Source organism: Nocardioides cynanchi, from assembly GCF_008761635.1.
Classification (GTDB): Bacteria; Actinomycetota; Actinomycetes; order Propionibacteriales; family Nocardioidaceae; genus Nocardioides; species Nocardioides cynanchi.
Map to the genome: position 1 here is coordinate 3,169,271 of NZ_CP044344.1, position 13,609 is coordinate 3,182,879.

13 protein-coding genes are annotated in these 13,609 nt (G+C 68.8%); 8 read left to right on the forward strand and 5 right to left on the reverse strand.

All coding sequences use genetic code 11. The features are described 5' to 3' along the window. The first annotated feature begins 28 nt into the window (after positions 1-28). Complete coding sequence (locus E3N83_RS15270; RefSeq protein ID WP_151084034.1) at positions 29-487, forward strand: MarR family winged helix-turn-helix transcriptional regulator; 459 nt, start codon at positions 29-31, stop codon at positions 485-487. Positions 488-876: 389 nt separating this feature from the next. Here the strand turns inward: E3N83_RS15270 and E3N83_RS15275 are convergent, their stop codons facing one another. After that, positions 877-1,077: a hypothetical protein gene (locus E3N83_RS15275; protein WP_151084035.1), complete on the reverse strand. Its 201-nt coding sequence runs from the start codon at positions 1,075-1,077 to the stop codon at positions 877-879. Between the two features lie 68 nt (positions 1,078-1,145). On the opposite strand from E3N83_RS15275, the gene E3N83_RS15280 reads away from it, so the two are divergent. From E3N83_RS15280 to E3N83_RS15290, 3 genes are all read left to right on the forward strand, one after another. Continuing rightward, positions 1,146-1,385, forward strand: a complete 240-nt coding sequence (locus E3N83_RS15280) for a hypothetical protein (protein WP_151084036.1) — start codon at positions 1,146-1,148, stop codon at positions 1,383-1,385. 688 nt (positions 1,386-2,073) lie between these two features. Continuing rightward, positions 2,074-3,597, forward strand: a complete 1,524-nt coding sequence (locus E3N83_RS15285; RefSeq protein ID WP_151084037.1) for a P-loop ATPase, Sll1717 family — start codon at positions 2,074-2,076, stop codon at positions 3,595-3,597. 287 nt (positions 3,598-3,884) lie between these two features. After that, on the forward strand, positions 3,885-5,177 hold the full coding sequence (locus E3N83_RS15290) for an HNH endonuclease (protein WP_202879237.1): 1,293 nt from the start codon (positions 3,885-3,887) through the stop codon (positions 5,175-5,177). A 1-nt stretch (position 5,178) separates the two neighbouring features. Here the strand turns inward: E3N83_RS15290 and E3N83_RS15295 are convergent, their stop codons facing one another. Beyond that, positions 5,179-5,394 (reverse strand): hypervirulence associated TUDOR domain-containing protein, encoded by a 216-nt coding sequence (locus E3N83_RS15295; RefSeq protein ID WP_151084038.1) that lies wholly within the window; start codon positions 5,392-5,394, stop codon positions 5,179-5,181. Positions 5,395-5,570: 176 nt separating this feature from the next. Here E3N83_RS15295 and pdhA point away from each other — a divergent pair, with 176 nt between their 5' ends. Genes pdhA through E3N83_RS15310 form a run of 3 tightly spaced genes read left to right on the forward strand, consistent with a single transcriptional unit; the run spans position 5,571 to position 9,256 of the window. Then, a complete protein-coding gene (pdhA, locus tag E3N83_RS15300; RefSeq protein ID WP_151084039.1) occupies positions 5,571-6,755 on the forward strand; it encodes a pyruvate dehydrogenase (acetyl-transferring) E1 component subunit alpha in 1,185 nt (394 codons plus the stop codon). Then, positions 6,752-7,744 carry an alpha-ketoacid dehydrogenase subunit beta gene (locus E3N83_RS15305; protein WP_151084040.1) on the forward strand — a complete coding sequence of 331 codons (993 nt, stop codon included), beginning with the start codon at positions 6,752-6,754 and terminating at the stop codon, positions 7,742-7,744. The genes pdhA and E3N83_RS15305 overlap by 4 nt, the downstream gene beginning before the upstream one ends. 54 nt (positions 7,745-7,798) lie before the next feature. After that, positions 7,799-9,256: a dihydrolipoamide acetyltransferase family protein gene (locus E3N83_RS15310; RefSeq protein ID WP_151084041.1), complete on the forward strand. Its 1,458-nt coding sequence runs from the start codon at positions 7,799-7,801 to the stop codon at positions 9,254-9,256. A gap of 31 nt (positions 9,257-9,287) precedes the next feature. On the opposite strand, the gene E3N83_RS15315 is transcribed toward E3N83_RS15310, so the two are convergent. Next, complete coding sequence (locus E3N83_RS15315; protein ID WP_191907823.1) at positions 9,288-10,748, reverse strand: M1 family metallopeptidase; 1,461 nt, start codon at positions 10,746-10,748, stop codon at positions 9,288-9,290. Between the two features lie 2 nt (positions 10,749-10,750). Next, positions 10,751-11,308, reverse strand: coding sequence for an RNA polymerase sigma factor (locus E3N83_RS15320; protein WP_151084043.1), 558 nt, complete (start codon positions 11,306-11,308; stop codon positions 10,751-10,753). A gap of 76 nt (positions 11,309-11,384) precedes the next feature. Between E3N83_RS15320 and E3N83_RS15325 the strand changes: the two genes are divergently transcribed. Beyond that, positions 11,385-12,845, forward strand: coding sequence for a serine/threonine-protein kinase (locus E3N83_RS15325; RefSeq protein ID WP_191907824.1), 1,461 nt, complete (start codon positions 11,385-11,387; stop codon positions 12,843-12,845). Between the two features lie 3 nt (positions 12,846-12,848). Here E3N83_RS15325 and E3N83_RS15330 read toward each other — a convergent pair whose 3' ends face one another. Further along, positions 12,849-13,577 (reverse strand): hypothetical protein, encoded by a 729-nt coding sequence (locus E3N83_RS15330; protein ID WP_151084045.1) that lies wholly within the window; start codon positions 13,575-13,577, stop codon positions 12,849-12,851. Positions 13,578-13,609: the final 32 nt, after the last annotated feature.

Below are 13,609 nucleotides of genomic sequence, written 5' to 3' on the forward strand. Positions count from 1 at the left end.
GGGCAGCGAGTCGGCGAACACCTGCGCCATGGCTCTGGTCCGCACGGGCGAGAGGCTTCTCGCGTGCATCGACCAGGCCCTCCGGCACCACCGGCTGTCCAGGGCCGGACGCGAGGCCCTCGCCATCCTCGACGGGGCCGGGCAACCCTTGTCTCCGACCGCCATCGCGGAACGGCTCATCGTGACGACGGCGAGCGTCACTTCTCTGCTCGACACCTTGGAACGCCGTGGGCTGGTCGAGCGCCAGCCCGACCCCACCGACCGACGAAGGCTGCTCATCGTGATCACGCAGGACGGGAAGACCATCGTCGACCAGTTCCTGCCAGAAGTCGTCGCGCTCCAGACTGCCGCCATGGCCGGACTGACCGAGGCCCAGCGGCGACAGCTCGTCGAGATGCTGGCCACACTCGGGGCCGACCTGACCAGTCTCGACCCTGATGACGTCATCCACGCGGCTGCACCCAGAGGCATCCCGCGACATATCTGACACCAAGCAGACGCCCGCTCCTCGGCAGATCCGAGCGCGGACAGCGGCATGAGAGGACGCGGTGCACGTAAGCCGGTCATGCTGACTGGAACGGAGGTTGCACCTATGCCTGATGACGGGTTCGGATCGGCACTTTGGAAGAACGTGCAGGCCGTAAAGTTCGGAAAGGACGGCGGCATCGACGTGCCCGTCCGAGCCAACGGTCGCGACGGCATCGAAGTTGGGTTGGCCGCCATCGCCGAGGGTGAAAGGCGTGGAGCCGCAGAGGACCGCACCGACGTGGTCCCTCCTCGTCGTGGATGGCGACGCCTCCTGCACCGCTGAGCTCTGAGTGGCCGCGCCCGGACAGCGGCATGAGCGGCCGTTTCAGCGCGAACTGACTTCTGGACTCAGGGCCGCCAGTCGCGGTAGTGCGCCTGGACGGGGTCGCCCTTCCAGTCGGTAGTGCCGTTCGCGATCGTCGGCGGACTCAGCACAAGGATGAGCGTGTAGAGGAGGTTGGCCAGAAACAGCACAGCGACCCCGAGCAGGACTGCTTGTAGCCAGGACAGTCCAGTGATGGATTCGAGACTGGGATGCACTCGTGCCACGGGCGGGATGCTAGCCGATTCACACGGACAGCGGCATGTGAGTGCGTTGGAACTGGCACTCTGGCACCATGAAATGGAGTTCTGACGAGTTGCTGCAGGCCGTGCGCGCCACGCTGAGCGGCGGCGCATCGCAGTCGCCATGGACGAAGGCCAAGGCGGACCTCGACAGCGACGGGGTGTTGGTCGCCTTCACGATCGATGATGACGAGTATGGCGTCCGCTACCCGTTCACCGATGCGCCGCTCGGCCCGAACACCGCGGGAGCCATGCGACACCCCAAGAGACTGGGCGACCGAGATTCTTATTGATATGGACGAGCAAGTGTTGACTGGGGGTGTGCGAAGGGCCGAGCGCAGTAAGCGGCCCAACGGTCTCGTCGAGTTGCACTGGGTCCGGTGACGTGTCGGAGCCGATGCACACACAGCGGCATGTGAGTGCGCTCAGTCGTCGGTCTTGTAGTGCCGATTCGGGTGGTCGCACTGGCTGGGCTTCTCCGGGCGACTGGGACAGTAGGTGCACTCGGCATCAGTGCAAGCACGCTCCTGCCAGCGGTCGCACACGGGACAGAAGTAGGCGTCGTGCCTGTCGCAGTAGAGCAGGTCGCTGACGCACACCTCGCAGACCGACACGGTGGTCACCGTACCGACCCTGACAGCGGCATGTGAGTGCGTCGCCTACTTGGGTCGATGTGGGGAGCGCACCGCCTGCGAGGTCCACGAGGTCAAGCGGATCGACGAGGATTTCTTCTCAGAGTGACGGGCCACCCGGAGATTGCTGTGCAAGGAAAACGGCGAGCCCAAATTGCACGCAAGAAAACTTACCGGGGGCGGGTTGTGCCCCGACAACAACTGAAGTTCTTAAGCCCCCCAGTCGGCGGATGCTTCAGTGGAGCCCCCCGCTTGCAGTGGGCGTCGCGCCGCCGGGTGCATCTCGAGGGACGGAACGGGGGGCAACGCTTGGGCACTCAAGCCGCCCTCCGTCGGCTACGCTGCCGCGATGAATCAACGCCAACTCCTTCAACTCATGGAGTCAGTCAAGCTCGGGAGCGACGTGGCTGAACACGAGAGCGAACTGTCTGATCTCTTTGTGACAGATAACGAAGCCTTCTTGAGGTTGACCAGAGATGAGGTCGATATCATCGCTGGCGGCAAGGGTGCGGGGAAAAGTGCAATCTTCCGCATGATTACCGAGACTCAAATCCAACCTGACTTGCATGTCATTCGGGCCTCAAATCCGACGGCGGGCCCCGAGTTCCGCGCCCTCTTTCAGGGAGACGATTCGGAGGAACGTTTGCGGTCAATTTGGGCTGTTTACGTGACCAGCACGATCGCAAACTACGCGGTCGACTGCTTCTCGGACTCGACAGTAACGGCATCGATAGCACAAGAGATCAGCGACATCTTGACCTTGATGGGGCTTCGCACGGCAGAACCACAGGCGGAGTCCCTGCTATCCAGAATCCGCAAAGCAAAGTCCGTCCAGGGGGGCCTAAAGGGTGGGGTTGCAGGCCTGGAACTGGGCGTGGCCCTCAAGTTCGAGCTGCCCGAGGCAAACGATGATCGGCCCAAGTCCGTGACATTGAGCTATCCCGACTTCTTCTCGCTGCTACAGAGATGTGGCGATCTTTTCAAGCTCGAGAGACACCGAGTATGGCTTGCCTTCGACAGGTTAGATGAATGCTTCGTTCATGACTCCAGCATCGAACGTCGAGCACTCCGGGCTCTCCTGCGCACTCACTTAGACGCTTCCGAAGCGCTCCACCACAGCGGATGGATCAGACTCAAGATCTTCCTGCGAAGCGATATGCTCACCAGAATGACAGCTGACGGGGCCTTCACTAATGCCACGCATCTACGGATGGCCGAGATCGCGTGGACTTTCAACTCAATGCGCGACCTCATTGCGCGGCGGCTGATCAGGAACCAGAAGTTTGTCGACGCGTTCTTGTCTGACTTGCCGCTTGCAGAGTGGACAGAGGCAGCATGGGCCGCCTTTCTGCCGCAGGCCGCGCCGCCCAGGACGTCGACCCGGCCCGCGAGAGGGCGGCCTGCCCTCCCCGAGCCCACAGCTACCAGACTGACCCGGGACACATCAGACGGCACGCGCCTGTTCAATCCGAGGAACCTCATCACGTTGGTGTCGATGTCCCTCGACCGAGCTCGGCAGAATCTCCGCAGAGACATTCAGTTGGATCGTGCCAACCGTCACGTATCACCGCTCGTCCGGGAGAACGAGGTTGGGAGTGCTTTCGGCGAACTTTCTCGTCGTCGACTGCAAGACACGGTGCTGAACGAGTTTCCGGCGGTTCAGCAGTATTCGGATCGACTGCGCGGAGGTAGTGCAACGTATGCCACAGCGCAGGAACTCTTAGACAGGCTGGGCATCAAGTCGCCAGATGAGGGCGCTACTGCGATCGATCAACTGACCTTGAGCGGTTTACTGGGGAGCAACAATGGTGGGTTTGTTATCCCGCGCCTTTATAGATTTGCATTGAGCACCAAGAAGGCTCCTCCGAAGTAACTCAAGGTGGAGGGCAAAGCCAACTTTTCGGCCTAGGTCGAGCGGGCGAAGAGCCCCCGTTTATCTCTATCCGCTCCTCCGAGGGAGGAACCACCCCGCGACTTCCACACTCCTGCGTCAGATCGGCGTGGAGGCGTCGGTAGTAGCGAGCAAGCTGGCCGAATGGACCGACCTCACATCGGCATGTCAGGGCGCGGCATGAGACAGCGGAAACCCGCTTTGTTGAGTTCTGCACAGATCCGCCACGGCGCTGGATTCGTGGACAAGGGCAGCGTAGAATCGAACACATGTTCGAGTCCGCCGCTGCAGCCCAGGTCCGGGAGTGGACGGCGACGATCGCCGGCGGCCTCGACGCAGTGACCGACGAGGAGCGCCTGGCGATGATCCGTGGCCTCGAGGAGCTGAAGTGCGCCGCGGCCGCGGCCCAGGCCGTGCTCGCGACGGAGTTCGACCAGTCGCAGCGCCGCAAGCAGCGTGAGCAAGGTGTCCCGGCCGCCCAGCTCGGCCGCGGCGTCGCTTCGGAGCTGGCGTTCGCTCGTCGCGAGTCGCCGCACCGGGCGCAGCAGCAGCTCGGTCTCGGCAAGATCCTGGTCACCGAGATGCCCCACACGATGGCGGCGTTCCGTGCCGGGACGATCACCGAGTGGGCCGCCACGGTCCTGGTGCGTGAGACCGCGTGCCTCGACCTCGTGGATCGTCGCATCGTCGACGAGCGGCTCGCCTCCGACGCGGGGCGCCTGGAGCGGATGGGTGTCCGGGAGCTCGAGGCCGCCGCTCAGAAGCTGGCCTACCAGCTCGACCCCGGGTCCTTCGTCGCCCGCCGGGCCCGCGCCGACTCCGACCGACGGGTGACGCTGCGGCCCGCCCCCGACACGATGGCCCTGCTGTCGGCACTGACGCCGGCGGCGCAGGGCGTGGCGATGTACGCCGCGCTGACCGGCGAGGCCGACCGGCTCCGCGCCACCGGCGACCCGCGCAGCCGGGGCCAGATCATGGCCGACACCCTGGTCGAGCGGGTGACCGGCCAGGCGTCCGCGCCCGCCGTCCCGGTGACGATCGACGTGGTGATCTCGGACGCGGCTCTCCTGGCCGCCAGCGAGGCGCCGGCCTGGCTTGACGGCTACGGGCCGGTGCCGGCCGAGGTCGCCCGGCGGCTCGTCACCCACCCCGATGCCCGGGTGGAGGTCCGGCGGCTCTACGCCCGACCCGAGACCGGCGAGCTCGTCGCGATGGAGTCGGGCTCGCGCTGCTTCCGCGGTCCCCTGGCCACGATGATCGAGCTCCGCGACCAGATCTGCCGCACGCCCTGGTGCGGCGCCCCGATCCGGCACACCGACCACGCGCTCGGGACCGACGACGGTGGCCCCACGTCGTACCTCAACGGTCAGGGCCTGTGCGAGGCCTGCAACTACGCCAAGCAGGCGCCGGGCTGGCTGGCCCGGCCCGGGCCCGACGGCGACATCGTGACCAGGACGCCGACCGGGCTCGTCCACACCACTGCGCCTCCGGGCGTCCCGCCTCCGGCAGCTCCGGGCAGCCGTGCCGAGCTCTACCTGAGCGACCTCGTGCTGGTCGTCTGAGTCACGGCTTGCGCTCCACCTCGCTGCGCAGCTTCAGCACCTTCGCGCCGTCCTCCTGCTCGATCTCGTACGCCGGGTCCTCGGGGGTGCCGAGCCGCTTGATCCTGCTGCCCTTGATCTGTCGGCTGACCGGGCGGGGGTGGATGGCGACGACTTTCCCCTCCGCCGTGCCGGCTCCCCAGCGCCAGGTGACCGTGGTTCCGGTACGGATGTCCATGCCGAGGCAGTACCCAGGTTGATTGGCGACGCGCACGCCCGGCCCGGTAAGTTGAGAAGACCAGATGTGGTCCCAGTCACACCCCTCGGCGGCGACGCACCACCCCAGCGTCGTCCGCCGGACCGAGCAGCAGGCCGTGCGGTGACCCCGCCAGCCCCTGAACCAGAGGAGCAACCGTGACCCAAGCAGGCTTCGGCCCCGACCTGGCGGAGGTGTTCGGACCCGCCCACCAGGCCCATGAGGCCGGTGGCGCCCCGGACCTCGTCCAGCTCCTGACTCCCGAGGGCGAGCGAGTCGAGCATCCCGACTTCTCCTTCGGTGACGGTCTGAGCCGCGACGAGCTCGCCGAGCAGGTCAGGGGCTTCTTCCGCGACATGACGCTCACCCGCCGCATCGACGTCGAGGCCACCGCGCTGCAGCGGCACGGCGAGCTCGGCATCTGGGCCCAGCTGCTGGGCCAGGAAGCCGCGCAGATCGGCGCCGGGCGTGCGCTGCGCCCCCAGGACTACGTCTTCCCGACCTACCGCGAGCACGGCGTCGCCTACTGCCGGGGCGTCGACCCCTTGCTGCTGCTCGGCCTCTTCCGCGGGGTCGACCAGGGCGGCTGGGACCCGCGCGCGAACAACTTCGGTCTCTACACCATCGTGATCGGCGCCCAGACGCTGCACGCGACCGGCTACGCCATGGGCATGCAGCGCGACGGTGTCGTCGGCACCGGTGACCCCGACCGCGACGCCGCGGTGGTGGCCCACTTCGGTGACGGTGCCTCGAGCCAGGGCGACGTCAACGAGGCGTTCATCTTCGCCGCCTCCTACAACGCGCCCGTCGTGTTCTTCTGCCAGAACAACCAGTGGGCGATCTCCGAGCCGATCGAGCGCCAGACCCGGATCCCGCTCTACCAGCGGGCTCTGGGCTTCGGCTTCCCCGGCATCCGGGTCGACGGCAACGACGTCCTGGCGACGTACGCCGTCACCCAGGCGGCACTGCAGCGCGCCCGGGACGGCCAGGGGCCGACGTTCGTCGAGGCGTACACCTATCGCATGGGTGCCCACACCACGACCGACGACCCGACCCGCTACCGGCTCTCCGACGACGTCGAGCGGTGGAAGCTCAAGGATCCGATCGCCCGGGTCGAGGTCTACCTCAAGCGCAACGGCCTGGCCGACCAGGCCTTCTTCGACAGCGTCGCCGCCGAGGCCGACGACCTCGGCCACCGGCTCCGCGAGGGTTGCAAGGCGATGGCCGACCCGCAGCCGATGAGCATGTTCGACCACGTCTTCGCCGAGGAGACCGAGGAGCTGCGCGTCCAGCGCGAGGGCTTCGCGTCGTACCTCGAGAGCTTCGAGGGGGCCCGCGCATGAGCGAGAACACCAAGCAGAAGGTGACCCTGGCCAAGGCCCTCAACATGGGCCTGCGCCGGGCGATGGAGGACGACCCCAAGGTCCTGCTCATGGGGGAGGACGTCGGCAAGCTCGGCGGCGTCTTCCGGATCACCGACGGCCTCCAGAAGGACTTCGGCGAGGACCGCGTCATCGACAGCCCGCTCGCGGAGTCCGGCATCGTCGGTACGGCGATCGGGATGGCCCTGCGCGGCTACAAGCCGGTCGTGGAGATCCAGTTCGACGGCTTCGTCTACCCGGCCTACGACCAGATCGTCTGCCAGGTGGCCAAGATGTGCTACCGCTCGCAGGGCAAGACCCCTCTGCCGATGGTGATCCGGATCCCGTTCGGGGGCGGCATCGGAGCGGTCGAGCACCACAGCGAGTCGCCGGAGGCGCAGTTCGCGCACACGCCCGGCCTCAAGGTGGTCGCCTGCTCCAACCCGATCGACGGCTACTGGATGATCCAGCAGGCCATCGCGGCTCCCGACCCGGTGATCTTCCTCGAGCCGAAGCGGCAGTACCACGCCGACAAGGCCGAGCTCGACGACTCCGCCACCCCCGACCCGCTGTTCACCTCGCGCGTCGTCCGGCGGGGTGCGGACTGCACGGTGCTGGCCTACGGTCCGACCGTGAAGACCGCCCTGAAGGCCGCGGAGGCCGCCGCAGGAGAAGGCAAGTCGCTGGAGGTGATCGACCTGCGCACACTCTCGCCGCTCGACATGACGCCGGTGCTGGAGTCCGTACGCCGCACCGGTCGGGCCGTGGTCACCCACGAGGCCCACGTCAACCTCGGCCTGGGCGCCGAGCTGTCAGCGCGGATCACCGAGGAGTGCTTCTACTCTTTGGAGGCGCCGGTGCTCCGCGTCGGCGGCTTCGACACGCCGTACCCCGCCTCGCGGATCGAGGAGGACTACCTCCCCGACCTCGACCGCGTGCTCGACGCGGTCGACCGTTCGCTCGACTTCTGACCCGACTTCGGTGGTCGAGCGACGTCGAGACCACTGGTTCTGAGAGGAACGCGCATGGCCGAGTTCAAGCTGCCCGACGTGGGGGAGGGCCTCACCGAGGCCGAGATCGTGACCTGGAAGGTCAAGGAGGGCGACACCGTCGCCATCAACGACATCGTCGTCGAGATCGAGACCGCAAAGTCGCTGGTCGAGCTCCCCTCGCCGTACGCCGGCGTCGTGCAGCGGCTGATGGTGCCCGAGGGTGAGACCATCCCCGTCGGCACCCCGATCATCGCGATCGGCGACGCGCTGGACGCCCCGCTCGACACCTTGCCGAGCGAGCCGGGCGAGCCGGGCGAGCCGAGCGAGCCGAGCGAGCCGGGCGACGGCCCTGCCCCGTCGCCCGAGATCGACCTGTCCAACCCGGCCGCCAGCGGCGGCGGCGAGGGGGAGTCGCTGGTCGGGCGCAACAAGGCGGACCGCAGTGCCGTACGCCGGGCGCGGCACGCCGCCGTCCCCGCGTCGGCCGGTGGTGCCGCGGCGCAGCTGCAGCTCCAGGGCTCCTTCGAGCCGGGGCTCGCCTCGCCCGACGTGGCCGACGAGGCCGACGAGCCGGCGGTGCCCGCCACCACGGCGCCCGCCGCGGTGGCCGTGGTCCGGACCCTCGCCAAGCCGCCGGTCCGCAAGCTGGCCAAGGACCTCGGTGTCGACCTGTCCACGCTGACCGGCACCGGCCCCCATGGCACCGTCACCCGCGACGACGTGCAGTCGGCCGGCACGTCGGCGGCGCCCGGCGACAGCACGGCCGACTCCGCTCGACCAGCGCCGGCCGGGGAGCGCGAGACCCGCGAGCCGATCAAGGGGGTCCGCAAGATGATGGGCCAGGCCATGGTCGGCTCCGCGTTCTCGATCCCCCACGTGACCGAGTGGGTGACCATCGACGCGACCCGCACCATGGAGCTCGTGGAGCGGCTGAAGGCGCGCCGGGAGTTCCGCGACGTCAAGGTCTCGCCGCTGCTCGTGCTCGCTCGGGCGATCATGCTGGCGATGAGGCGCACGCCCGAGATCAACTCGTGGTGGGACGACGAGGCCTCGGAGGTCGTCTACAAGCACTACGTCAACCTCGGCATCGCCGCCGCGACTCCGCGCGGGCTCGTCGTACCCAACGTCAAGAACGCCGAGCAGCTGCCCCTCCTCGAGCTGGCCGGGGCGCTCAACGAGCTGACCGCGACCGCGCGAGAGGGCAGGACCCAGCCGGCCGAGATGGCGGGTGGCACCTTCACGATCACCAACGTCGGCGTCTTCGGCGTCGACAGCGGTACGCCGATCATCAACCCGGGCGAGTCCGCGATCCTGTGCATCGGGGCGATCAAGCCGCAGCCGTGGGTCGTGGACGGCGAGATCGTGGTCCGCCAGGTCACCACGCTCGCGCTGAGCTTCGACCACCGGCACATCGACGGCGAGAAAGGGTCGCGCTTCCTCGCTGACGTGGCTGGCATCCTCGAGGACCCCGCCAGCGCCCTGCTCTTCTGAGAGGTCGCCGGCTCCCGCGGGGGCGCCGGTGTCAGCGGAAGGTGTACGGCGGCTCGACGGTCGAGAGCAGCCAGCGGTGGAACACCGGCGTCAGGTGCTGTCCCGACTGCCTGCTCCACCAGGCGGCCAGGGTGTCGCGGCTCTGACTGGTGAGCCGGTGCGAGCGCGGCCACGCGGCGACCAGCTTCCAGAACTCCGCGTCGCCGAGCCGCTGCCGGATCGTGTCCCACATCAGCGCCGGGATGTAGTAGACGTTGCCCTCACCGAAGGAGCCCGGCCGGTAGCGCGCCGGCGGTCCGTACTGCTCGCGCATCGGCCCGACGAAGGTCTTGAAGTGGGTCAGGATGGCGCGCCGGGACTGTCGCCCGTGGTCCGCGGTCCAGTTCACCTCGGCCAGGTAGGTCGCCATCCCCTCGCTCATCCACAGGTCGCTCCAGTCCGCGGGCGTCACCTCGTCGCCGTACCACTGGTGCGCGAGCTCGTGCACCAGCACATCGCGGGAGAGCGTGTAGTCGCCGATGCCCAGGGTCACCGTCGACTGCGTCTCCATGGCGCTGTTCGAGGGCACCAGCAGCACCCCGAGCGTGGGGAACGGGTAGCGCCCCAGCTTGCCCTCGAGGTAGGCGATCGCCTGGGGGGTGTAGCTCAGGCCCTTCACCAGGTCGGGGCGCCCGGTCGGGGTCCAGTAGGTGATCGGCAGGCCGTGCGGCCCGGTGTCGGTGGTCGACCGGTAGTGCCCGATCGCGATCGTCACGAGGTACGACGAAGCCGGCTCGGGCAGACGCCAGCGGGTGACGGTCCGGCCGTCCACGGCTCGGCGCGACAGCAGCTCGCCGTTGGCGATGCCGACCATCGAGCCGGGCGAGGAGATCGTGAAGTCGTAGAACGCCTTGTCGGCGGGCTGGTCGTCGACGGCGTACCAGGAGTAGGCGCCGTAGGGCTCCTGCATGGTCCAGGCGCTGCCGTCGGAGGTGGTGGTCCAGCCCGTGGTGTCGAAGTCGGGCCGGTCGGTCGGTGCCACCACCGGCTCGGGCACCCCGGAGTAGGTCAGCTGGAGCAGGTGCCGGTCACCGGACGTCACCGGTGCCCCCACCACGAGGTCCTTGCCCGGGTGGCTGAACGCGACGGTGTGGCCGTCGAGCCACACGTGCGAGACCTCGAGCTGTGCGGCAAGGTCGAGCCGGAACGACGACGCCGTCGCCGACGCGCGGAACGTGAGGGCCTCGTTGCCGGTCAGGGTCACGTGCTTCGCGTCCCACGACAGGCCGAGGTCGTAGCTGAGCGCGTCGACCCCGGACCCGCCGACGTCGGGGTAGACGCTGTCCCGGCGCGGTGTGCTGAGCGCCGCGGACGATTCCGTGCCGGGGTCCACGGCGGTCCCGGTCGGTGCCGGGGTGGGCGGTGCGGTGTCGGAGGAGGACGAGCCGCATCCGGTCAGGGCGGCAGAGAGGACCACGACCAGGGCCGCCCCGGCCGCGACGGCACGCCGCACGGTCAGTCCTGGCCGCGCAGCAGCGGCCGCGCGAGCTTGCGGCCGTGGTGGATCTGGGCCTTGATCGTCCCGATCGGGGCGCCGACGTGCTGGGCGATGTCGTCGTACGACATCCCGTAGACGTCACGCAGGATCAGCGGCTCGACGTACTGCGGATGGTCGCGCTCGATGGTCTCCATCGCCTCGAGCAGGTCGAGCCGGGTGCCCGCGATCACGCTGGTGGTGCGCGGGTCCGGCTTCTCCATCGGCAGGATGTCGCTGGAGATCGCCTGGTTCTTCATCCGGCGGTACGTCGTGCGGGCGCTGTTGACGGCCACCACGTGCATCCAGGTCGTGAACCGGCCGTTGCGCCGCCACGAGCCGATCTTGTTGGCGACGTTGATCAGCGCCTCCTGGCAGGCGTCCTCGGCGTCGGGGGTGTAGGGCAGAACGCCGCGGCACACGGCCAGGCAGCGCGGGCGGACCGCGGCCAGCAGCATCTCGAGCGCGTCACGGTCGCCGTCCTGCGCCAGCCTCGCCCACTCGTCGATGTCGTCCGGCGTGATCTCCTCGCGCGTCATGCCCGTCCTTCTGTCCCCGTGAGCGCTCCTCGTGTGGGGAGCGGCCTGTTCCTGCACCATAATGCCGAGGGTGTCCATGCCTGCCCGTCTCGGTCGCTACGCCGTGCGCCGGCGTATCGGTTCCGGTGGTTTCGCCACCGTCTGGCTCGCCTATGACGAGCAGCTCGACTCTCCGGTTGCGATCAAGGTGCTCGCCGAGAACTGGACCGAGGACAGCCACGTCCGGCAGCGCTTCCTCGAGGAGGGTCGCTACCTGCGCAAGGTCGAGTCGCCGCACGTGGTCACGGTGTACGACGCCGGGTCGCTCGAGGACGACCGCCCCTACCTGGTGATGTCGTACGCCGACCAGGGCACCCTGGCCGACCGCCTCGAGGGGGAGGGCTTGACCGTCGGCCAGGCCAGCGAGGTGATCCGGCAGGTCGGCGAGGGGCTGGCCGCCCTGCACAAGCGGGGCGTCCTGCATCGCGACATCAAGCCGGCCAACGTGCTGTTCCGCACCGCCGACCCCGAACGCGACGGCACGGTGGTGCGCGCCATGGTCGGCGACCTCGGGCTGGGCAAGGCCCTCGACGTGTCGTCGCGGCTCACCATGATCGCCGGGACGCCGTCGTTCGTCGCGCCGGAGCAGGCCCAGGGCGAGCACCTCGACGCGCGCGCCGACCAGTTCTCCCTGGCGGCCCTGACCTACCTGCTGCTGGCCGGGCGGCCGCCGTACGCCCACAGCACCCTCGCGGCGGCGGCCTCGCCGACCCCTCCCGCGCCCTTGTCCACGTCCGACCGCCCCTTTCCGCCGGAGGTCGAAGCCGTGGTGCTGCGCGGCCTGGCCCAGGACCGCAACGACCGCTGGCCCGACGTGCTCACCTACGTCACCGAGCTGCGCCATGCGCTCGGCGACGAGGCGAAGGGCTCGTTGCCCCAACGCTGGCTCCCGGTGGACCCCCAGCTCACACAGCCCGGCAACAAGCCGTCCCTCGTGCCCGACGTCGGCGACCTGCCCGAGCCGGTGGCACCGATGCGGCGACGCTGGCCGGCGGCCGTCCTCGCCCTGGTGCTCCTCGCCGCGGGCGGTCTGGGTGGCTTCGCCCTGTGGCGGCAGGGTCATCAGCAGGTCACGCTCACCGACGCGCAGGGTGCCCTGTCGGTGACGGTGCCGCAGTCGTGGGGCCGGGACGTGGCCCGCGACGGCTGGACCCCTCCCGCGAGCACGACGACCTACCCCGCCGTGTCGAGCGGGGACGGGCCGTCCTGGGCAACGTCGGGCCAGGGCGTCTTCGTGGGCCTGATGCCCGAGACCACGTTGCCCAAGACCCTCCCGCAGCACCCGCTGTGCGGCGGGATCGGCCAGCCCGACCCGGCCAGCTATCGCGGCGACCCGGCGGTCACGGTGACGTCCAGCGGCTGCCGGGGGTCGGACCTGATCATCGAGCGGGTGGTGCAGGTGACCAGCACCGAGCTGCTCTGGGTGCAGGTGCGCAGCGACGACGAGGCGACGGCGCGCGACGTGCTCGGCTCGGTGCGCACCCACCTGCTGTTCTAGCGGCTACGAGCCCGACGCGTTGTCGGCGAACCGGTTGAACAGCGCCTTCAGCCCGGGCACGTCGCTCTGCCGGCCCGCCACCGACATCTCGAGAGTGGCGTTGGGCTGGCCGGGGACGGCGAACCACTGGAAGTAGTTGTAGCGGAGCCGGTTGCTGGGCAGTGCGTTGTAGCGGAAGTAGACCGAGTACGGCGTCTGCTTGAGCACCTTGAAGTGCTCCCGCGTGGCCGCCTGCTGCTGCTCGAAGCCGACGATCTTGGTGGCGACCATCTGCCCGACGTTGCTCAGGGTGTTGTCGAGGACCGCGACCCTCATCAGGTAGCCGCCGAGGGTCGGCTCACCCGGCGGCCGGAAGACCAGCTGGCGCTGCCGGTCGACCTGGCCCGGCTTGAGCACGGTGTCGGTCGGGATCTTGCACGTGGCCGGGGCCGGTGGGCACGCGGCGTACGGCGTCCAGCCCTCGGGGACGTGGTAGGTCCAGGTGGCGAGCCGGTTCTTGATCGTGTGCACGGTCTGGAGCGGCAGGTCGGGAGGCAGGGTGGGGTAGGTGATGTCGGGAGCGTGGCTCGGTGACCGGCGTACGTCGATCGGGACGCTCGGGGAGACGGCCCCGACCGGTCGCGGCGAGCCCGCGTCGTGGGTGTGCGGCTGCACGGCGTAGGCCACCAGTGCGCCGCCACCGAGCCCGAGCAGGCCACAGAGCAGCGCGACCACGAGTCCCCGCATGCTCATGGGCCGACCCTATCCAGCACCACCCCGGCGGT

What these genes read in the sequence shown, in the direction of transcription:
- E3N83_RS15285 (WP_151084037.1), top strand. Translation starts at nt 2,074, where the DNA reads ATGAATCAACGCCAACTCCTTCAACTCATGGAGTCAGTCAAGCTCGGG.
- E3N83_RS15290 (WP_202879237.1), top strand. Translation starts at nt 3,885, where the DNA reads ATGTTCGAGTCCGCCGCTGCAGCCCAGGTCCGGGAGTGGACGGCGACG.
- E3N83_RS15305 (WP_151084040.1), top strand. Translation starts at nt 6,752, where the DNA reads ATGAGCGAGAACACCAAGCAGAAGGTGACCCTGGCCAAGGCCCTCAAC.
- E3N83_RS15280 (WP_151084036.1), top strand. Translation starts at nt 1,146, where the DNA reads ATGAAATGGAGTTCTGACGAGTTGCTGCAGGCCGTGCGCGCCACGCTG.
- E3N83_RS15320 (WP_151084043.1), bottom strand. Translation starts at nt 11,308, where the DNA reads ATGACGCGCGAGGAGATCACGCCGGACGACATCGACGAGTGGGCGAGG.
- E3N83_RS15270 (WP_151084034.1), top strand. Translation starts at nt 29, where the DNA reads ATGGCTCTGGTCCGCACGGGCGAGAGGCTTCTCGCGTGCATCGACCAG.
- E3N83_RS15330 (WP_151084045.1), bottom strand. Translation starts at nt 13,577, where the DNA reads ATGAGCATGCGGGGACTCGTGGTCGCGCTGCTCTGTGGCCTGCTCGGG.
- E3N83_RS15310 (WP_151084041.1), top strand. Translation starts at nt 7,799, where the DNA reads ATGGCCGAGTTCAAGCTGCCCGACGTGGGGGAGGGCCTCACCGAGGCC.
- E3N83_RS15325 (WP_191907824.1), top strand. Translation starts at nt 11,385, where the DNA reads ATGCCTGCCCGTCTCGGTCGCTACGCCGTGCGCCGGCGTATCGGTTCC.
- E3N83_RS15295 (WP_151084038.1), bottom strand. Translation starts at nt 5,394, where the DNA reads ATGGACATCCGTACCGGAACCACGGTCACCTGGCGCTGGGGAGCCGGC.